Consider the following 18,607-nt stretch of genomic DNA (forward strand, 5'->3'; position numbering starts at 1 on the left):
GGGGCTCAGAGGCGTTCGATGATCGTGGCGATGCCCATGCCGCCGCCGACACACAGGGTCGCGAGGCCGTAGCGCAGCTGGCGGGCTTCCAGTTCGTCGAGCAAGGTGCCAAGGATTGCGCAGCCGGTGGCGCCCAATGGGTGCCCCATGGCGATGGAGCCGCCGTTGACGTTGACCTTGTCCGGGTCGATGGCCATGTCTTTGATGAACTTCAGCACCACCGAGGCGAAGGCCTCGTTGACCTCGAACAGATCGATATCCTCGACCCGTAAACCGGCCTTCGCCAGGGCCTTGCGCGTGGCCGGGGCGGGCCCCATGAGCATGATGGTCGGGTCAGTGCTGGTCACCGCCGCGGCAACGATCCGCGCCCGGGGTTGCAAGCCCAGTGCCCGGCCCTTGGCCTCGGAGCCAATCAGCATCAGCGCTGCACCATCGACGATGCCGGAGCTGTTGCCGGGGGTGTGGACGTGGTTGATCCGCTCCACATGGCTGTAGACCCGCAGCGCAGTGGCGTCGAAGCCCAACTGGCCGATCATTTCGAAGCTCGGCTTGAGCTTGCCCAACCCTTCGAGAGTCGTGTCGGCGCGAATGAATTCATCATGATCGAGCAGGACGATGCCGTTCTGATCCTGTACCGGCACCAGGGATTTGCTGAACGAGCCATCGGCCCGAGCCCGCGCTGCCTTTTGCTGGGAATGCAGCGCGTAGGCGTCGACCTGTTCACGACTGAAGCCTTCCAGTGTGGCAATCAGATCGGCGCCCACGCCTTGCGGGGTAAAATGGGTATGCAGGTTGGTTTGCGGGTCCAGGGCCCACGCCCCGCCGTCGCTGCCCATGGGCACCCGGGACATGGATTCGACGCCGCCGACCACCACCAGGTCTTCAAAACCGGAACGCACTTTCATCGCCCCGAGATTCACCGCCTCGAGCCCCGAGGCGCAAAACCGGTTGATCTGCACACCCGCCACGCTGATATCCCAGTCCGCCACCAGCGCCGCCGTCTTGGCGATGTCGCAGCCTTGATCACCGATGGGCGTCACGCACCCCAGCACCACGTCGTCGACCTGGCTGGTGTCCAGGGACATGCGCCGCTGCAGCGCGGTCATCAGGCCGGCGACCAGATTAATCGGTTTGACGCTGTGCAAGGCGCCATCGGCCTTGCCTTTGCCCCGGGGCGTGCGTAACGCGTCGAAAATCAAAGCTTGGGTCATGACGTCCTCACCTGTTGTAGTTGAAGATCAAAAGATCGCAGCCTTCGGCAGCTCCTACAGGGACAACGCGATTAATGTAGGAGCTGCCGAAGGCTGCGATCTTTTGATCTTCAGGAAGCCTTAACCTGATGCCTCAGCCCACCACATTCAATGACCACAACGCTCAGCACCATTGACGCACACGCTCAGACGAACGGTAGCGTGCTACGGGATTAACCGTTTCAGGTCGGCGAGAGGTCTAGCAAACGGGCGGCAAAGAAGCTGGCAATAGGCCTCATGCTATTTTCATAGCCTATGGATATCTCCCCATATGAAATAGATCTAAGCCAAGAGTGACGCGGGCCCTAAGGTAATCATGTACGAAGTTGTCGTCGGGTTTTGCCGAGGCGCTCGTCGGACAGGAAGTGCAACGCTCTGCCGTCATGGAGATATGCAGGCAGGCATCAGGAAATAACAATAAAGGCGGTCAAGCCATGTTCAAACAATCGAAAGTACGTCAAGCCGGGCTCATTCTTTTCGCCACCACGCTGTTGTTGATTTTGCCGAACCTGACCAAGGTCATCGGCTGATTTAAGCGCCTTTTGTTATCGCCGCCGTAGAAATGTGACTGGCCCGCTACCCGGGCCGGCGTGGGTGTGCCAACCTTCGCGGCACTCTCCACGACATGGACGGCGATCATTTGAAAACGCTCACTCTGCTCGGGGCCTTGCTGCTCAGTACGCCCCTTTCTGCCGCACAGCTGGATCTTCAGCTGGGCGAGAACTCGCGCACCTGGCAAACCGCCGAGCTGCTCAAGCATCCGCAGGTGCAGACCATCACCATCAGCAACGATGTGTCTTACAAACGCGAGATGACCTACCGTGCCGTGCCCATCGCTGCGTTGCTGACCGGGATCAAGCCAGACGACCATCTGCAGGCAGTGGCGCTGGACGGATTTGCCGCAGAGCTCTCAGCCGCGCCCCTGCTCAATGCCCAGGGCGCCAGAGCCTGGCTGGCGATCGAGGATCCGGCCCGGCCATGGCCCGCCCTGTCTGCGGGCAAGCACAGCGCGGGGCCGTTTTATCTGGTCTGGACCGATCCCCAGGCAGGCAACATCAGCCCGGAGCAGTGGCCGTTCGAAGTCGCGAGCATCCGGCAACTGGCGCCGGTGGCCCAGCGCTTCCCTGCCCTGCTGCCGGATCCGGCGTTGAAGGCCGACGATCCGGTGAACCTGGGATTTGCGCTGTTCCAGAAGAATTGCCTGGCGTGCCATCGGTTGAACGGCGCGGGGGATGCGCAGTTCGGACCGGATCTAAACATTCCGTTTAATCCCACCGAGTACTTCGGCGCTGATTTCCTCAAGCGCTACATTCGAGATCCGCAGAGCCTGCGGCAGTGGCCGCAGGCGAAGATGCCCGGGTTCAGTGCGCAGGTGCTGCCGGATCAGGATCTGGAGAGGCTGGTGGGGTATTTGAAGCATATGGCTGGGCGCAAGGTTCAGCCCTAGTTTTGTAGTGCCTGGGCTGACCTGATCGCGAGCAGGCTCGCTCCCACAGGGTTCTGCGGTGAATTTTGGATGGGGTTCACCGCTGGACAGTGTGGGAGCGAGCCTGCTCGCGATGCGGTCTGCCGGGTTACTGTTCCTGGACCGAAAAAACCGGCAAAGGCGTCGGCGAGACGAACACTTTTGCGTGCATCTGTTCACAGCCGCCACCGCGGCGCATGCCGCGAACCGGGCAGGCGTCCAGGTAGTCCAGGCCCACGGCCAGTTTCAGGTGACGCTCGGGCCGGGCCAGTTCGTTGGTCACGTCGAAGCTGTACCAGGCGTCATCCAGCCATGCTTCGGCCCAGGCGTGGCTGGCCAGGTGCTCGCTGTTCTCGCTGTACAAATAACCCGATACGTAACGCGCCGGAATCCCCAGGCTGCGGGCGCAGGCCAGGAAGGCGTGGGTGTGGTCCTGGCAAACCCCCGAGCGCCCAGCGAAGGACTGGGCCGCGCTGGTGTCGACCTCGGTCGAGCCCGGGGTGTAGGTCATGTGCGAGTTCAGGCCATGCATCAGGTCGATCAGCGCCGTGCGATCGCGGCGCTTCTTGCATTGCTTCTCCGCGAACGCGCGCAAGGCTTCATCCGGTTCGGTCAGGCGGGTGAACCGCAGGAACGGCAGCGCCGACTGGCTTTCATGCTCGGCTTCACGCAGCTCGTCGATGTCGACCTGGCCACGAGCGCCGATGATGATGGCCTCGTGCGGTTCGTCCATGGTCAGCACATGCAGGATATTGCCAAACGGGTCGAGTTGCGCCCGAACCGGGCGCGGCAGGTCGAGCTGCCAGCTGAGCACATGCTGGCGCTCGCTGTCGTGGGGTGTCAGTCGCAGGTACTGGATGCTCGCCCGCACCTGATCTTCGTAGTGATAGGTGGTCTCGTGGCTAATGGAAAGTCTCATGCAGCCTCCAGGTAGGAACTGTGAATGGCGTTGCCCAGCTGGCGCACCAGCGGGATGAACTCGGTCAGCCAGGCATGCAGGCCCTCGTCGAGAATTTCGTTGATGCCGGTGTAGCGCAGGCGCGCGTCCATTTCTGCGGCCAGGCGTTGGGCCGGTCGGCCGTTGGCGCCTGGAAGCTGGGCGAGAATCTGGTCGATTTCTTCGGTACAGGCGCGCAGCGAACGCGGCACGTCGGCGCGCAACAGCAGCAATTCGGCAACATGGCGGGCGCCGGGAGCGTCGCGGTAGATCTCGGTGTAAGCCTCGAACGAAGACAGCGCGCGCAATAGCGCACTCCACTGGTAATAGGCATGTGCGGTGCCGTCGCTGACCGCTTCCGCCTGGTCACCGGCCATTTCGTAGCGCGCATCGAGCAGGCGCAGGGTGTTGTCGGCGCGCTCGATGAAAGTGCCCAGGCGAATGAAACGAAACGCATCGTTGCGCATGATGGTGCCGTAGGACGCGCCGCGAAACAGGTGGGAACGTTCCTTGATCCATTCGCAGAAGCGGCTCATGCCATAGCGGCTCAAGCCCTGGTCGGCGATACCGCGAATTTCCAACCAGGTGGCATTGATGTTTTCCCACATGTCGGCGGTAATCCGCCCACGTACGGCATGGGCACTGGCCCGTGCAGAACCGAGACAACTGTAGATACTGGCCGGATTGGCCGCATCCAGGGCGAAGAAGTGCAGCAGTCGCTCGGCGTGCAGTTCGCCGTGGCGCTCAAGATAATCCTCAAGGGTGCCGGTGATCAGCAGCGGCATGGCCAGTTCGTGCAAGCCGTCGCCGCGGCCATCCTGTGGCATCAGCGACAGCGAATGACTGATGTCGAGCATCCGTGCGAGGTTTTCCGCCCGCTCCAGGTAACGCGACATCCAATACAGATCCGAGGCAGTTCTACTTAACATGGCAAGCTTCCTTCAATCCTCGACTACCCAGGTGTCCTTGGTTCCACCGCCCTGGGAGGAATTCACCACCAGGGAACCTTCGCGCAGCGCAACACGGGTCAGGCCACCGGGCACCACCCGGGTTTCACGGCCGGACAATACAAACGGACGCAGGTCGATATGCCGTGGCGCAATGCCGTTTTCGACGAAGGTCGGACAGGTCGACAGCGACAGGGTCGGCTGCGCGATATAGGCATGCGGCTTGGCCTTGATGCGCGCGCGGAATAACTCGATTTCCGCCGCCGTCGCGGCCGGCCCGACCAGCATTCCGTAGCCCCCCGAACCCTGGGTTTCCTTGACCACCAAGTCTGGAAGATTGGCCAGCACGTGGGAAAGTTCAGAAGCATTACGACACTGGAAGGTCGGAACGTTCTTAAGGATCGGTTCTTCATCCAGGTAAAAGCGGATCATGTCGGTGACAAACGGATACACCGATTTGTCATCCGCCACCCCGGTGCCGATGGCATTCGCCAGTACCACGTTGCCCGACCGGTAGGACGACAGCAGCCCTGGCACGCCGAGCATGGAGTCTGGATTGAACGCCAGCGGATCGAGGAACGCGTCGTCGAGTCGGCGATAGATCACATCGACCGCCTTCGGCCCGTCAGTCGTGCGCATAAAGACCTTGTCGTCACGCACGAACAGGTCCGCGCCCTCGACCAGTTCAACGCCCATCTCCCGCGCCAGGAACGCATGTTCGAAAAACGCGCTGTTGAAGCGGCCCGGGGTCAGCACCACCACGCTGGGGTTGTCGATAGGACTTGAGCTTTTCAGGGTGTCGAGCAACAGGTTCGGGTAGTGGTCAATGGGGGCGATGCGCTGGGCCGAAAACAACTCGGGAAACAGGCGCATCATCATCTTCCGGTCTTCGAGCATGTAGCTGACGCCGCTGGGGGTGCGCAGATTGTCTTCGAGCACGTAGTAGGTGCCGTCACCGTCGCGCACCAGATCGACACCGGAGATGTGTGAGTAAATATCCCGGTGCAGGTCGAGCCCTTGCATCGCCAACTGGTACTGCTCGTTGGCCAGCACCTGCTCGGCCGGAATGATCCCGGCCTTGATGATGCGCTGCTCGTGGTAGAGGTCGGCGAGGAACATGTTCAACGCCTTGACCCGCTGGATACAACCGCGCTCGACCACCCGCCACTCGCTCGCGGGAATGCTGCGCGGGATGGTGTCGAACGGGATCAGGCGCTCTGTGCCCTGCTCGTCGCCGTAAAGCGTGAACGTAATACCGGCTCGATGAAACAGCAGATCGGCCTCGCGGCGCCGTTGGGCCAGCAATTCGTCAGGCGTCTCGGCCAGCCAACGGGCAAATTCCCGGTAATGCGGGCGGACCTGGCCGCCGGCATCGTACATCTCATCAAAATAGGTGCGGATCATGCCGTACTCCTTGTCACCCGGACATCTAGGCATCGCAAGGCCCGTGCCATCGGCATAAACGCTTTGATATCAATCAGTTGGATAAAAGCTGTAAAAACACCGCACCAATTGCGTGCGGCAAATGCCCCAACCTGATCGCCCCCGCTCCATTGCGAAGCAATGCTGTCGCTATCACCAGCATAGTCAGAGTTGATTTCACTGCCCGCCTGGCGATGGGGATAATTGGCTTATTCGCTGAAAAGCTCATCGAACTTCCCATTTAGCCGCCTGTTTTGGGCGGTTTTTTTTTGCCTTTTTGAATCAAAAGCAGGATCAAAAGATCGCAGCCTTCGGCAGCTCCTACATTGGAAGGCGCCCTGGTGTATGAGCGGCCGAAGGCTCGGGCCGCGATCGGACGATCTTTTGATCATGCTTTTAAACGAAAAACGGCCAACCCTAAGGTCAGCCGTTGCTGGGTGTTGTTGCTGTTCATAATGTTATGCGAGTCGCCCTCGTACCTCCTGCTTCACGCCCCATCCTTCGATGATGCCGCCCAGAGGCTCTACCACTGCCTCGAATCCCTGTTCGAAATCGCCGATGTCATCGTAGGTGGCGTACATGACCTTGCTCAGTTCCAGCGCCCATGCGCCGTCGTCGCGCACACTGATCTGCGCATTCAAGGACTCACCACGGTAATGACCTGCTGCCCTGCGGGCCCGCTCCTCGTCGGGGAAAATCGCGTAGAACTCGATGGGATGAAATTTTGAAAAATCGAAACCGCCTTCTTTCATGCGGCGCAACACGCTGCTGCTGATGTCTTCTTGATAGGCTGTGCTCATGAAACGTCCTCCTGAATCCGATGGATAGACTTTCCGTGCTCCCCGACGCCCCCAGCCGAATAGTGAGGACGAGCCGGTAACCAGGTCACCGATGGGAATCAAGCATGTAGCTGACAAGACCAGACCTTAGCGATCCAATCGCTGATCTCTTCTGCAGAGTAGCCCTTTGACCGAGCAGCTGCCAAGGCCTGGTTTAAATGTGACAGGAGTTGTATCAGACGGGAGTGATGCCGAGGATTTGTATGCTGTTCTGGGATTTAAGACTTTTGACGCTCGCGTCAGCGGTTCGCCCTTCCAGATCATTCAGATCCAGTTCTGCAGCGACAGGAAGCAGACGAGCCTTGATGAGCTTGGCGGCGTGCTCGTTGTCCGGGCACTCCTCGCACTCGAAGATTTCGTCGACTGTTTCACCGTGATCATCCACGAAAGTGATTTTCCACTTTTGCATCAGTGCCTCCTCGATAAAACCCGCAAGTGGGCTTACATCTATCTGGACTTTTGCACTGGGTGATCGTTCCCCCAGATTATTCACCGGTTGACACAAAAAAACGGTAGGAGCGAGCTTGCTCGCGATGGCTTTGAAGGCGCCACGTTTAATCTGGCAGCCCGCGTCATCGTTGACGTCCATCGCGAGCGAGCTCGCTCCTACAGTCAATGTGTGTGGCTTCAGTCGTTGCTTGGCTTGTTGATGGCCTGCAATACGTACTGCGGCAAGGCGAATGCGCCGATGTGGATTTCCGGGTTGTAGTAGCGGGTGATGATGCCGCTGCCGGCAAAGCGCTGCTGCAGGATTTCACGGGACAGTTTGCGATAGCGGGTGTCGGTCGCGCCCCAGGCAAAGGTCATCGAGCCGCCGATGTAGGTCGGTACGGCTGCCTGGTAGAAATGCCAGTCCGGGAACAGGCTGCGCAGGCGTCCGGCAGTGGTTTTGACTTCTTCGATCTGCATGAACGGCGTGCCGTTCTGCGTCACCAGGATGCCGCCTTCGTTCAGGCAGCGACGGCAAGCCTGGTAGAAGTTTTCCGAGAACAGCACTTCGCCCGGGCCGATCGGGTCGGTGGAGTCGGAAATGATCACGTCGAACTTTTCAGTGGTGGTCGCGACGAAACGCATGCCGTCATCGATCACCAGGTTCAGGCGTGGATCGTCGAATGCGCCTTTGGAGTGGTTCGGCAGGAATTCCTTGCACATATCCACCACCGTGCCGTCGATCTCGACCATGGTGATGTGCTCGACGCCACGGTGCTTGGCCACTTCACGCAGCATGCCGCCGTCGCCGCCGCCGATAATCAGCACGCGCTTGGCGGTGCCGTGCGCCAGGATCGGCACGTGGGTGAGCATTTCGTGGTAGATGAATTCGTCGGCTTCGGTGGTCTGGATCACGCCGTCCAGCGCCATGACCCGGCCCATGCGCGGGTTTTCGAAAATCACCAGGTGCTGGTGTTCGGTGCGCACTTCGTGCAGCAGTTTTTCCATGCGAAAACGCTGGCCATAGCCTTCGTAGAGGGTTTCCAGGTATTCGCTGGTTGGGGTGGTGCTCATGGGAAGTGCTCCGATGAATGCGGTGGCAACGGACGGTTACCCGCCCATGATGGCCAATCGATTTGCTCGATTGCCCGGGAAAGGCGCGCATTCTACGACGCGGAAGATGACAGGTCGAACCTTCGTAATTTATGCCTATGTGCAAAACACTGTGGGAGCGAGCCTGCTCGCGATGGCGTCTCCACATCCTGCATCAATGTGACAGACAGATTGCCATCGCGAGCAGGCTCGCTCCCACAGGGGAGATATGAAGATTTGACGACTGGATCAGATCCGCACATTACCCCGCGGACCGGCGATGGCCCAGATGATCAGGCCCAGGACCGGCAACAGCAGGATCAGCAGCACCCAGACGATCTTCATGCCGGTGGATGCGCCACTTTTCAGCACGTTGATGATGGCCCAGATGTCCAGGGCAAGAATAATCAGGCCAATCAGGCCGTTGAACGTGGAACCCATGGTGACGCTCCCTAAGAGTGGTTTGCCCTCTTAGGATAGCCGGCCAATGCCAGGGTTCCGTTTTATTGTATTAAACGTGGATGGCGACTTTCAGGGCTTCCAGGGATGGAGCGGCGGCGATACCGACCTCGGCGCACAATTTCAGGACCCGCGGCACGTCGTCGCCGTACACCAGCACCACCTGCAGTTCATCATCGAGCAACTGGCTGAAGTTCATGAGCGTGTAGCCGCCGTTTTCCTTGTTCATGCTGCCCATCTGCACCTGGATGCGATTGAGCGCCGTCAGGGCTTCGGTCTTGGCCAGTTGTTTGGGCTTGATGTTGAAGTCCACGCCCGGCCCGAACGAGGCGACGATCAGGGCGAACAGGTCCATGTAGTTATCGGCCTGGAACAGCACGGTTTCCGGCAGGCTGCCGACCACCACCCATTCGCCCAGCGGGATCGGGAAAGTGTCGTCGTAGTTGATGTCCGGATTCGCTGCCAGGAATGTCTGCGGGTCGGCGTAGGCCTGGGCCGCTTCGTCCGCCACCTTGAGGATTTCGTCAGCGCTCATGCACCCGGAGCTGATTTTGCTGATGAGTTCGACGAGTGCAGCTTTCATGGGGCGCGATCCTGTAGCGAGAGAATTTTGAAGGCGCGCAGGATAGCGCATTACGCAGGCAATGGCTGTGTCCAGCCTGACCGGGAACCTTGATCCACATCAAGTCCCCACCGCCCGATCCCGGCACAATAATGGCACCTTGCCATAATTGTTTCCGCTATCAGAGAAGACCTCCATGGGTGCCTGGCTTAGCAACATCTCGTTGAAGTACAAATTCTGGGCGGTCAACGCCGTTGCCTTCGTCACGACCTTGTTGCTGGTGCTGTACGCCGTGCAACTCGAACAGCAGGTACGCGGTCACGCTGCCCAGGCGTCGGCGCAGGCCCAGGCGCGCCTCCTGAAAGCATGGCCGGACGGGCAACCGCTGCCCCAGGCCGACAACGTGCTGGCCTTCTCCAACGGGCAAGCGCCGATCATTGACGGACAACCGGTGCCGGCGCTGACCGGCGCCCGTGGCTGGGTCGAGGTCAATTCCCTGCCGCTGTTCGGCGATAATCCGTTGATGGGCGCTGAAGTTTTCAGTCGCCAGGATGGCCAGCAAGTCGCGATCATCGCCCATGGCCCGAGCCTGACCCAGGTGTTCGGCGAGCGCTTCGCCCACTACGCGGTGGCGGTGTTTATCTTGATGCTGGCCATGCTCGGCGCATCGCAATTGTTGATCCGCTTCCTGCTCAGCCAGCTCAACACGTTGAAAGACGTGATGCTGCACGTGGAAAAAACCGGCGACCTGTCAGCCCGCGTGCCCCTGGCCTGCACCGACGAGGTCGGGCAAATGGCCAATGCGTTTAACGCGATGCAGGCTGGTTATCAACGCGTGGTAAATACCGTGGCCAGCACCGCGCGGCAGCTGGATGACGGTGCAGCGCGGCTGGCCTCGAGTATGGACGAAGTGCGCCACGGCATGCTTGGCCAGCAAAGCGAAACCGACCAGGCCGCCACGGCGATCAACCAGATGACCGCGACGGTTTATCACATCGCCCAGCACGCCGGCGCGACCCGCGACCTGTCGCAAACCGCCGACACCCTGGCGGGCAGCGGGCAGGCAGTGGTCAGCCGCGTGCAGTTGTCGATTGCCGGGCTATCGTCCGGTGTGCAGCAAACGGCCCAGATGATCCAGCGCCTGGCCGAAGACAGCCAGAAAATCAACAGCGTGGTCGGGGTGATTCACAGCATCGCCGAGCAGACTAACCTGCTGGCGCTGAACGCGGCCATCGAAGCGGCCCGGGCCGGAGAGATGGGCCGGGGTTTCGCGGTCGTCGCCGATGAGGTGCGCAACCTGGCCAAGCGCGTCCAGGCCTCCACCGACGAGATCACCCGCATGGTTTCGGCCCTGCAGGCGGGCACTCGCGATGCGGTGGATTTCATGCAGGAAAGTTCGTTCAAGGCCGACGACTGCGTACAGCAGGCGCAGGAAGCGGGCGCGGCGCTGGCGCAGATCACCAGTGCGGTGGCACAGATGCGCGATAGCAACACGCAGATCGCGGTGGCCGCCGAGCAGCAGAGCCAGGTAGCCGAAGAGATGAACCGGGCGGTGGTGAGCATTCGCGATGTGACCGAGAACACGGTGCAGCAGACGGTGAGTTCGGCGATGACCAGTAATGAGCTGGCGGCGTTGGCGGGGGAATTGAGCAAGGCGATTGGGCAGTTGAAACTCTGAGTCCCCAACGTCCTGATCAATACACAGCTTGAACCTTGCGCTATCACCCCGATAGCCAACCTCCATTCGCCGCTGCGCTGTCCCAAGCCTATTCTTCAATCATGTGTTCAACACGGATCGAGGATCAGCATCATGGGCAAGCGTCATCCCAACCTTCCCGCCTGGCAATGGAGGGAGTACCCCAACAATCACCAGCACCCGACCAATCTGGTGTTGCACTTGCTTGCGGTACCGCTGTTTATCCTGGCGTTCCTGCTGATCGTGACGGGTGTGTTCGGCTTGAGCTTCGTCAACTTTGCCATCGGCATCGTCGGGCTGCTCGCCGCCCTGGGCTTGCAGCGCCATGGGCATACCCTGGAAAAACAGGCTTCCGAACCCTTCAGCGGTCGCAAGGACGCCGTGTCGCGCCTGCTGGTCGAGCAGTTTGTGACCTTTCCGCGGTTCCTTCTCAGCGGCGGTTGGTGGCGCGCCTGGCGTGAGCGCCACCGCCGGCATTGATCAGGCGAAAATGGTGACTGTCTGGCGGCTCATGGCGATCAATTGACCGTCGTGGCTCCACAGCTTGGCAGCTGCATGCCCGTAGCCATCCGCCGCGTATTCAATTTCAACCAGGTATTTGCACCAGTCCAGCGTGCTCACCTCCAGCAGCGGCTGCACGAATTCGATGGTCCAGGTCAGCGTGCTGCCCATGGCCGGTTTTTTCAGATGCGGTAACAACGCCGGAGGCCAGGCATCGACCAGCGCCAGGATGTGCGACTCGGTGACCGGCTCTTCCTTGACGTCCCCGCGCAAGCGCACCCATCCCCCCATTTGACGCGAAGTATTGCCGGTGAACGGCAGCCCGCCGACGCTCCAGCGCATCGCCAGGTGGCGCATGAATTCCGGCGTGATGCCCTTGATATAGGGCAATTCCTGGCATTCTTCCCAATGTTTCATTTCCGGCGCCGGTTGTGCGCTCACCGCCACCTCCGACGGACGCGATCCGCCGAAGCTGCCTTGCACCAGGGTCACCACCTGGCCTTTTTGCATCGCCCGGCCCAACACCTGGCTGACGGCTTTACCTTCACGCAGCACATCCACTTCGAAACTGACCGGCACATCCGGCTCGACCGGCCCGACAAAGGTGATCGCCAGCGAGCGTACGGGACGATCTGCCGGCACCTGGGCACGCATCGCTTCGTATTGCAAAGCGGCCACCAGACCACCAAAACTGGCCCGGCCCTGGGCCCATTCGGCTGGAATACTCAGTTCCAGCGGTTGGCTGCGAACAGCGTCAAGCAGATCGGAGAAGCGCATGAAAACCTCGGAGCAGATGGGGATGCAGGGATGTTAACCAGACGCGGGAGGCGATACAGGGCTTATTCCGGACAAATCCACCGACAGATAGGCCGAGACGCACGCATATCCCGTAGGAGCTGCCGCCCGCCGGCTGCGATCATCTGATCTTAGGCGACAGCGATGACGCCAAAGATCAACGTCAAAAGATCGCAGCCTGCGGCAGCTCCTACGGGGGGCGATGCGGTCTCGAGTCAAAAGATCGCAGCTTGCGGTAGCTATCCCGGTTGTCAGGACTTGAAGCAGTCCGCACTGAGCTTGTCCAGCACCCGGTCGGCGCGGCTTTCGGCCTTGGCCATGGTGGTTTGCCAGGTGCTGACGCAGGGTTGCAGATCGGCCTCGTGCTCGGCGCGCGCCAGCCACTGCCAGCAATCGTGCCAGTCACCCAGGGCCGCTTGCGCAGCTTTCAGGCGCGGCATGGCGGCCTTGGGCAAGCGGTCCAGCTCGGGATAGGCCTCGATGCCATAACGCACGCGCTTGATCAGCAGTCGCAGGCGATGGCGGTCGTGGGCAGGATCGTGCAGGGCGGTGTCGAGCTTTTTCCACTGTTTCGCCAAGCGCTTTTCGATGTTTGGGCGCAGGCCCTTGAGCAGTCCCTGGCGCTGGGACGCCCGCAAGAATCGGGGAAACGCGTCGAGTATCTGCAGCAGTTGCGCCAGCTCGGTGCTGGCGGCGACTGCAGGATAAGCCTCGGCCATTTGCGCCATGCGCCGATGCGCCGCGTCCGGTTGATCGTGCTCGAGCAGGTAGGCGGCCAACACTTCGCGATCGCGCAGCGGTGTAGTCAGGTCGCCGACCCGCGACGCCGCCGCTTCCAGCTGAGCGACGCCGGGCAAGCCGCGCAACGGCCGCAGCAGGCTGCGCAGACGGCGGACCGTGGTGCGCAGATCGTGCAAGGCCTCAGGGTCGGTGCGCGCCTCCAGGCGCGCCTGACTCGCCATCAATCCGACTTCAAGGCCCATGACATGAGCCACTAACCGATCAACCAACCCGGACATCGCTTGCTCCTTTTTTTGAATGGCAACTCAGCGTTGCATCATGCCTCAACGCCCGGCGCGTGACTCACGAATGTAGAAGCGCGCTTTTTCGGCTTTCTTGGTGCAACCTTCGAATGCCTCGAATTGTTGCTGGGTCTTCGCACCGGTCAGCAACGACAGCGCCTTGGAGTAGCTGACGGTGCCGGCAAACCCTTCCGCCTTGGCCAGGTCCAGCTCATGCCACGCCGCATCGATGCCGCTGCCGCAGCTGTCGCGGTAGGCGGTCTTGCCGGCACAGCCGGCCAGTGCCAGGGCAATCAAGGGTACACAGATCCAGGCTTTCATCACTTACACCTCAAAAAATAGGAAAACAGTCGTGCAGGTAAGACGGTCTGGCGGTTGAAAAGTGCCTTGAGCGCCTTGCTGAAACTGTCGCGCTGAGCAAGATACCCTTGCGCCGCCATGGAGTGTCGAAAAAACGACGTCTTCGCCTGCTTGAACGACCTTGGCGATTGAAGCGCGCCCCTCGTTGGGTGCATTGTTGAACCTTGTCAGACGAGGGCGATTCATGAAAAAGCGTGTCGCACTGGTACTGGGATCAGGTGGCGCCCGGGGTTATGCCCATATCGGCGTCATCGAGGAGATCGAACGGCGAGGCTACGACATCGCCTGCATCGCCGGGTGCTCCATGGGCGCGGTGGTCGGCGGGATCTATGCCGCCGGCAAACTCGAGGATTACCGCAACTGGATCGAGAGCCTGGACTACCTCGACGTCTTGCGTCTGGTTGACGTGAGTTTCCGACTGGGGGCGATTCGCGGCGAAAAAGTGTTCGGGCAGATTCGCAAGATCGTCGGCGAGATCAACATCGAGGAACTGCGGATTCCCTACACGGCGGTGGCCACCGACCTGACCAACCAGCAGGAAATCTGGTTCCAGGAAGGTTGCCTGCACCAGGCCATGCGCGCCTCGGCGGCGATCCCCAGCCTGTTCACCCCGGTGATGCAAGGCAATCGCATGCTGGTCGACGGCGGGATACTCAACCCGCTGCCAATCGTGCCGGTGGTCTCGAGCCATTGCGACCTGATCATCGCGGTCAATCTCAACTCCACCAACCAGCGGCATTATCAGCTGCCGGTGATCCCACGCCCGCCTGCGTTCAAAAGTCGTTTCGACAGCCTGATCAATTCCCTGGGGTCGAAGTTACCGTTCCGACGCACGCAGGCCGAGCAATTGCTGGCGCTGGAGAAAGAAGCACTGAAGGCGCAAGGGGCGGACATCAATCCGTGGATCGAATCCGCTGAGCCTGAAGCCCAGCAACCGGCCGCCGCTCCGGAGGCCGGGGGTGCGCCGAAGTCCGCCACCGGGTCGTTCATTATCGATAACGTCGGGCCGGCGTCGCTGCTGGATTTGATCAACCAGAGTTTCGAGGTGATGCAGACTTCGTTGGCGCAGTACAAGATTGCCGGGTATCCGCCGGATATCCTGATCAACGTACCGAAGCGGGTGTGCCGGTTTTTCGAGTTTTACAAGGCGCCGGAATTGATCGCGCTGGGGCGGGAAATTGCGCGCGATACGCTGGATCGGTATGAGGAAGAGCAGGGTCGCAGTCCCTAGACTTGTGCAGGATTCAAGGGCCTCATCGCGGGCAAGCCCGGCTCCCACAGGTTCGAGGGTGTCCACAAATATTGTGAATCAACTCATAACCTGTGGGAGCCGGGCTTGCCCGCGATGAGGCCGGAACATTCAACACAAATATTACTGGTTGTCCCCACCCAACAACCGATACCCCACCCCCGCCTCAGTCACGATAAACCGCGGCTGGGTGGGGTCATCGGCCAGCTTCTGGCGCAGATGCCCCACCACAATGCGCAAATAGTGACTGTCCTCGGTGTGCGTCGGCCCCCAGATATCCTTGAGTAATTGCTGCTGGGTAATCACCCGCCCCGGATGCCGGGCCAGTTGTGCCAGCACCGCGTACTCCTTGCGGGTCAATGCGACTTCGGCGCCGTCGAGCAGTACCCGGCGGTAGGCCAGGTCAACGGTCAGAGGCCCAAAGCTCAGTGCCGCCTGCTGCGATTCCCCTGCTGGAGCCTGGCGCAACAGCGCGCGGACCCTGGCCAGGAATTCCTGGATGCCGAACGGCTTGGTCACGTAATCATTCGCACCGCCGTCCAGCGCCTCGACTTTCTGCCCCTCGCCGGCACGCACCGACAGCACCAGCACCGGCACCGTCGACCACTCGCGAAACTCGCGCAGCACCTGCTGGCCGTCCATGTCCGGCAGGCCGAGGTCGAGCACCAGCAAGTCAGGCTTGCTCAACGCGGCCTGCGCCAGCCCCTCGGTACCGGTTCCGGCTTCCAGCACTTTATAACCTTGGGAAACCAGGCTGATGCGCAGGAATTTGCGGATCTGTGGTTCGTCGTCGATGACCAGGATGGTCGCGGTCTGGCTCATGAATTCTGATCGCGGCATAGGGGGATCCAAAGGGTATCAGGCTTCACTTTCAACTTCCGGCTGTTCTTGCAGTGGCAGATGCAGGGTGATGCAGGTGCCCCGGCCCTCTATCCCGTCCGCGACACTGATCCGCCCGCCATGAGCGCCCACCATCCCCTGGCAAATCGCCAGGCCAAGCCCGGTGCCCTGCCCGCCCCGATCACCCCGTGCGGCGGTGTAGAACATATCGAAAATCTTTGCCCGCTCGTCCTCCGGAATCCCTGGCCCTTCGTCGCTGACCGAGAAAAACAACTCGCTGTCATTGGCGCCAGCGCTCAACTGCAGGCGGCCCTGAGGCGGGGAAAACCGCGCGGCGTTTTCCAGTACGTTTACCAGCGCCTGTTCGATCAGCGCCGCGTGCACGTAGAGCAGCGGCAACTCCGGGGGCACCTCGGTGCTGACCTGCAGCGGCGCGAGCACCGCACGCAGGCGATTGAGCGAGCTGCCGACGATGTCTGCCGGCGACACCCAGTCCCGCGCCAGCTTCAACGCACCGTGGCCCAGGCGGGTCATGTCCAGCAGGTTCTGAATGTAACGATCGAGGCGTTCGGCTTCGTCGCGAGTGCCTTCGAGCAGTTCGCGGCGGTCTTCCAGCGGGATCGCTTCGCCGAGCGCCAGCAGGCTGTCGATGCTGCCGCGCATCGAGGTCAACGGCGTGCGCAGGTCGTGGGACACCGAGGCCAGCAAGGCACTGCGCAGTTGTTCGGTTTCACCGTGCAGGCGCGCCGCCTCCAGGTCCTGGGCCAGTTGCGCACGGGCCAGTGCCTGGGCAAGTGGCTGGCTCAAGGCAGTCAGCAGGCGGCGGCGCTGGCCGCTCAAGGTATGGCCCTCCCTGGCGCAGACGCCGAGCAGCGCCAGCGGTCCGTCCTCTACCGACAACGGCCACCACCACCAGCGTCCCATCGGCAAAGTCCCGGTTCCCGCACCCGCCGGCTGATCATGTTGCCAGGCCCAGTCGGCCGCTGCGCGTTCGGCTTCGGTGAAGGTCAACGGGCCACCGGTTTCAACTTTCCAGCCCGCCTGCCCGTCGCGATTGAGCAGGCACAGTTGTACGTCGCTCCAGCCGTTGAGGTGCTGCGCCGCCGCACTGACTACCGCCTGGCGATCAGTGGCCGCGGTGAGTTTGCGCGACAGGTCGAGCAGTTCGCTGGTCTCTTCCTGGGTATCGCGCAGCGCCTGCAATTGTCGACGCTGACGCGCCGCGAGGTTGCCGGTGAGTGCGGCCATCAACAGGAAAAACAGCAAGGTCAGCACGTCTTCTTCGCGCTGGATGCTGAAGGAAAAATTCGGTGGAATGAACAGGAAGTCATAGGTCAGGAATGACAGCGCCGCGCAGGCCAGCGCCGGACCAAGACTGCTGCGCACGGCCACCAGCAGCACGGCCGCGAGGAACACCAGGGAGATGTTGGGCAGCGGCAACACACTGGCTACGGCCCAGGCCAAGGCACTGGCGAGCACGGTCGCGACCAGCGCCAGCGCATAGTCGAACCACACCAGTGGTTGGGTCGAACGCGCGCGTGGCGAATGTTGCGCGTGATCGCTGTCGAGCACGTTGATTTCCAGCCCGCGCGCGTTGCGCAACAGCCGTGACGCCAGGCCGCCACCGAACAGGCGCCGGCGCCAACGCTGCCGGGATTGCCCCACCAGGATCAGGCTGGCGCGACGTTCGCCGGCATGCTGGATCAGAGTTTTCGCGACCTCGCCAGCGCGCAGTAACACCACCTCGCCACCCAGGCGCTCGGCCAGTTGCTGGGCACTTTGCAGGCGCAGGCGTGCCTGCTCGTCGCGCGTGCTGCCGTTATCCACATGCACCAGGCTCCACGGCAGGTGGCGACGCTGGGCGACCCGGCTGGCATGCCGCACCAGGCGCTCGGCCTGCTCATCGCCATCGACCCCGACCAGCAACCGACCGCGCACAGCCGGCGCATCCTGGCCGAGTTGGCGATAGCCCTGGGCCAGGTCATTATCGACTTGCGCGGCGGCAGTCTGCATCGCCAGTTCACGCAAGGCCGTGAGGTTGGTCTGGGTGAAGAATGCATCGATGGCCGCCCGTGCCTGCTCCGGCACATAGACTTTGCCGTCGCGCAGACGCTCGAGCAATTCCCGCGGCGGCAGGTCGATCAGCAGCAGTTCATAGGCTTCCTGCAGCACCCAGTCCGGCAACGTCTCGCGGACCTGCACGCCGGTGATGCCACGCACCTGGTCATTGAGGCTTTCCAGGTGCTGGACGTTGACGGTCGTGAACACGTCGATGCCGGCGGCGAGCAGTTCCTGGATGTCCTGCCAGCGCTTGGCGTGACGGCTGCCGGGGGCGTTGCTGTGGGCCAGTTCGTCCACCAGCACCAGCTTGGGTTTGGCCGCGAGCAGGCCGTCGAGGTCCATTTCCTCGAGCATGACGCCACGGTATTCCGAGCGCACCAACGGTTGCTGCGGCAAGCCGCCGAGCAGCGCTTCGGTTTCGGCGCGGCCGTGGGTTTCGACCACCCCGGCGATGACTTTCACGCCCTGGCGCAGCTGGGTATGGGCCGCTTGCAGCATGGCGTAGGTCTTGCCGACACCCGGGGCGGCGCCAAGGAAAACCTTGAGCCGGCCACGCCCGTCGCGGGGCAGGTCTGCTAGCAGTGCGTCGGCGCGGCCGGAGTTGCTCATCTGTTATTGCCTTGTTCGACTTGGAATGGGGGTTACCGCGAACGATCGCAGGCTCCGTGTAGGAGCTGGCGC

The 18,607-nt window shown here is 61.6% G+C and carries 18 protein-coding genes; 4 read left to right on the plus strand and 14 right to left on the minus strand.

The features are described from left to right. Positions 1-5: 5 nt before the first annotated feature. Positions 6-1,211, minus strand: a complete 1,206-nt coding sequence (locus tag AAEZ09_RS25590) for an acetyl-CoA C-acetyltransferase (RefSeq protein ID WP_350601274.1) — start codon at positions 1,209-1,211, stop codon at positions 6-8. Between the two features lie 664 nt (positions 1,212-1,875). Here AAEZ09_RS25590 and AAEZ09_RS25595 point away from each other — a divergent pair. After that, the gene (locus AAEZ09_RS25595; protein ID WP_350601275.1) at positions 1,876-2,697 is read left to right on the plus strand and encodes a c-type cytochrome; all 822 of its coding nucleotides are present in this window, start codon (positions 1,876-1,878) and stop codon (positions 2,695-2,697) included. 127 nt (positions 2,698-2,824) lie between these two features. Here AAEZ09_RS25595 and AAEZ09_RS25600 read toward each other — a convergent pair whose 3' ends face one another. From AAEZ09_RS25600 to AAEZ09_RS25635, 8 genes are all read right to left on the minus strand, one after another. Beyond that, positions 2,825-3,634: a transglutaminase family protein gene (locus tag AAEZ09_RS25600; RefSeq protein WP_045058967.1), complete on the minus strand. Its 810-nt coding sequence runs from the start codon at positions 3,632-3,634 to the stop codon at positions 2,825-2,827. After that, a complete protein-coding gene (locus tag AAEZ09_RS25605) occupies positions 3,631-4,581 on the minus strand; it encodes an alpha-E domain-containing protein (protein WP_350601277.1) in 951 nt (316 codons plus the stop codon). Before AAEZ09_RS25605 ends, AAEZ09_RS25600 begins: the two co-directional genes overlap by 4 nt. Before the next feature lie 12 nt (positions 4,582-4,593). Continuing rightward, positions 4,594-6,003 carry a circularly permuted type 2 ATP-grasp protein gene (locus AAEZ09_RS25610; RefSeq protein ID WP_350601278.1) on the minus strand — a complete coding sequence of 470 codons (1,410 nt, stop codon included), beginning with the start codon at positions 6,001-6,003 and terminating at the stop codon, positions 4,594-4,596. Positions 6,004-6,479: 476 nt separating this feature from the next. Beyond that, positions 6,480-6,821, minus strand: a complete 342-nt coding sequence (locus AAEZ09_RS25615) for a ribonuclease E inhibitor RraB (protein WP_045058964.1) — start codon at positions 6,819-6,821, stop codon at positions 6,480-6,482. 214 nt (positions 6,822-7,035) lie between these two features. Further along, positions 7,036-7,269, minus strand: a complete 234-nt coding sequence (locus tag AAEZ09_RS25620) for a hypothetical protein (protein ID WP_045058993.1) — start codon at positions 7,267-7,269, stop codon at positions 7,036-7,038. A gap of 218 nt (positions 7,270-7,487) precedes the next feature. Then, a complete protein-coding gene (gene speE / locus AAEZ09_RS25625) occupies positions 7,488-8,363 on the minus strand; it encodes a polyamine aminopropyltransferase (protein ID WP_045058963.1) in 876 nt (291 codons plus the stop codon). A gap of 267 nt (positions 8,364-8,630) precedes the next feature. Continuing rightward, on the minus strand, positions 8,631-8,822 hold the full coding sequence (locus AAEZ09_RS25630) for a PLDc N-terminal domain-containing protein (RefSeq protein ID WP_028622263.1): 192 nt from the start codon (positions 8,820-8,822) through the stop codon (positions 8,631-8,633). A gap of 70 nt (positions 8,823-8,892) precedes the next feature. Then, complete coding sequence (locus tag AAEZ09_RS25635; protein WP_350601280.1) at positions 8,893-9,423, minus strand: hypothetical protein; 531 nt, start codon at positions 9,421-9,423, stop codon at positions 8,893-8,895. Positions 9,424-9,598: 175 nt separating this feature from the next. Between AAEZ09_RS25635 and AAEZ09_RS25640 the strand changes: the two genes are divergently transcribed. Both AAEZ09_RS25640 and AAEZ09_RS25645 read left to right on the plus strand, forming a co-directional pair. Next, positions 9,599-11,080: a methyl-accepting chemotaxis protein gene (locus tag AAEZ09_RS25640; RefSeq protein WP_350601282.1), complete on the plus strand. Its 1,482-nt coding sequence runs from the start codon at positions 9,599-9,601 to the stop codon at positions 11,078-11,080. Between the two features lie 132 nt (positions 11,081-11,212). Then, positions 11,213-11,578: an Mpo1-like protein gene (locus AAEZ09_RS25645; protein ID WP_045058960.1), complete on the plus strand. Its 366-nt coding sequence runs from the start codon at positions 11,213-11,215 to the stop codon at positions 11,576-11,578. On the opposite strand, the gene AAEZ09_RS25650 is transcribed toward AAEZ09_RS25645, so the two are convergent. From AAEZ09_RS25650 to AAEZ09_RS25660, 3 genes are all read right to left on the minus strand, one after another. After that, positions 11,579-12,376 carry an acyl-CoA thioesterase gene (locus AAEZ09_RS25650; RefSeq protein ID WP_350601283.1) on the minus strand — a complete coding sequence of 266 codons (798 nt, stop codon included), beginning with the start codon at positions 12,374-12,376 and terminating at the stop codon, positions 11,579-11,581. Between the two features lie 269 nt (positions 12,377-12,645). After that, the gene (locus AAEZ09_RS25655) at positions 12,646-13,413 is read right to left on the minus strand and encodes a CHAD domain-containing protein (protein WP_045058958.1); all 768 of its coding nucleotides are present in this window, start codon (positions 13,411-13,413) and stop codon (positions 12,646-12,648) included. A gap of 45 nt (positions 13,414-13,458) precedes the next feature. Further along, complete coding sequence (locus tag AAEZ09_RS25660) at positions 13,459-13,737, minus strand: hypothetical protein (RefSeq protein WP_045058957.1); 279 nt, start codon at positions 13,735-13,737, stop codon at positions 13,459-13,461. A gap of 223 nt (positions 13,738-13,960) precedes the next feature. Here AAEZ09_RS25660 and AAEZ09_RS25665 point away from each other — a divergent pair, with 223 nt between their 5' ends. Then, on the plus strand, positions 13,961-15,007 hold the full coding sequence (locus AAEZ09_RS25665; protein WP_205892525.1) for a patatin-like phospholipase family protein: 1,047 nt from the start codon (positions 13,961-13,963) through the stop codon (positions 15,005-15,007). Between the two features lie 141 nt (positions 15,008-15,148). Here AAEZ09_RS25665 and AAEZ09_RS25670 read toward each other — a convergent pair whose 3' ends face one another. Next, positions 15,149-15,847, minus strand: coding sequence for a response regulator (locus tag AAEZ09_RS25670; RefSeq protein ID WP_045058992.1), 699 nt, complete (start codon positions 15,845-15,847; stop codon positions 15,149-15,151). Positions 15,848-15,883: 36 nt separating this feature from the next. Further along, positions 15,884-18,535 carry a DUF4118 domain-containing protein gene (locus AAEZ09_RS25675; protein ID WP_205892526.1) on the minus strand — a complete coding sequence of 884 codons (2,652 nt, stop codon included), beginning with the start codon at positions 18,533-18,535 and terminating at the stop codon, positions 15,884-15,886. Positions 18,536-18,607: the final 72 nt, after the last annotated feature.

Source organism: Pseudomonas sp. 65/3-MNA-CIBAN-0223 (assembly GCF_040310425.1).
Taxonomy (GTDB): domain Bacteria; phylum Pseudomonadota; class Gammaproteobacteria; order Pseudomonadales; family Pseudomonadaceae; genus Aquipseudomonas; species Aquipseudomonas gregormendelii.

Excerpts from the sequence above, each read along its gene's own strand:
- AAEZ09_RS25590 (WP_350601274.1), bottom strand. The coding sequence starts at position 1,211 with ATGACCCAAGCTTTGATTTTCGACGCGTTACGCACGCCCCGGGGCAAA.
- AAEZ09_RS25595 (WP_350601275.1), top strand. The coding sequence starts at position 1,876 with ATGGACGGCGATCATTTGAAAACGCTCACTCTGCTCGGGGCCTTGCTG.
- AAEZ09_RS25600 (WP_045058967.1), bottom strand. The coding sequence starts at position 3,634 with ATGAGACTTTCCATTAGCCACGAGACCACCTATCACTACGAAGATCAG.
- AAEZ09_RS25605 (WP_350601277.1), bottom strand. The coding sequence starts at position 4,581 with ATGTTAAGTAGAACTGCCTCGGATCTGTATTGGATGTCGCGTTACCTG.
- AAEZ09_RS25610 (WP_350601278.1), bottom strand. The coding sequence starts at position 6,003 with ATGATCCGCACCTATTTTGATGAGATGTACGATGCCGGCGGCCAGGTC.
- AAEZ09_RS25615 (WP_045058964.1), bottom strand. The coding sequence starts at position 6,821 with ATGAGCACAGCCTATCAAGAAGACATCAGCAGCAGCGTGTTGCGCCGC.
- AAEZ09_RS25620 (WP_045058993.1), bottom strand. The coding sequence starts at position 7,269 with ATGCAAAAGTGGAAAATCACTTTCGTGGATGATCACGGTGAAACAGTC.
- speE (WP_045058963.1), bottom strand. The coding sequence starts at position 8,363 with ATGAGCACCACCCCAACCAGCGAATACCTGGAAACCCTCTACGAAGGC.
- AAEZ09_RS25630 (WP_028622263.1), bottom strand. The coding sequence starts at position 8,822 with ATGGGTTCCACGTTCAACGGCCTGATTGGCCTGATTATTCTTGCCCTG.
- AAEZ09_RS25635 (WP_350601280.1), bottom strand. The coding sequence starts at position 9,423 with ATGAAAGCTGCACTCGTCGAACTCATCAGCAAAATCAGCTCCGGGTGC.
- AAEZ09_RS25640 (WP_350601282.1), top strand. The coding sequence starts at position 9,599 with ATGGGTGCCTGGCTTAGCAACATCTCGTTGAAGTACAAATTCTGGGCG.
- AAEZ09_RS25645 (WP_045058960.1), top strand. The coding sequence starts at position 11,213 with ATGGGCAAGCGTCATCCCAACCTTCCCGCCTGGCAATGGAGGGAGTAC.
- AAEZ09_RS25650 (WP_350601283.1), bottom strand. The coding sequence starts at position 12,376 with ATGCGCTTCTCCGATCTGCTTGACGCTGTTCGCAGCCAACCGCTGGAA.
- AAEZ09_RS25655 (WP_045058958.1), bottom strand. The coding sequence starts at position 13,413 with ATGTCCGGGTTGGTTGATCGGTTAGTGGCTCATGTCATGGGCCTTGAA.
- AAEZ09_RS25660 (WP_045058957.1), bottom strand. The coding sequence starts at position 13,737 with ATGAAAGCCTGGATCTGTGTACCCTTGATTGCCCTGGCACTGGCCGGC.
- AAEZ09_RS25665 (WP_205892525.1), top strand. The coding sequence starts at position 13,961 with ATGAAAAAGCGTGTCGCACTGGTACTGGGATCAGGTGGCGCCCGGGGT.
- AAEZ09_RS25670 (WP_045058992.1), bottom strand. The coding sequence starts at position 15,847 with ATGAGCCAGACCGCGACCATCCTGGTCATCGACGACGAACCACAGATC.
- AAEZ09_RS25675 (WP_205892526.1), bottom strand. The coding sequence starts at position 18,535 with ATGAGCAACTCCGGCCGCGCCGACGCACTGCTAGCAGACCTGCCCCGC.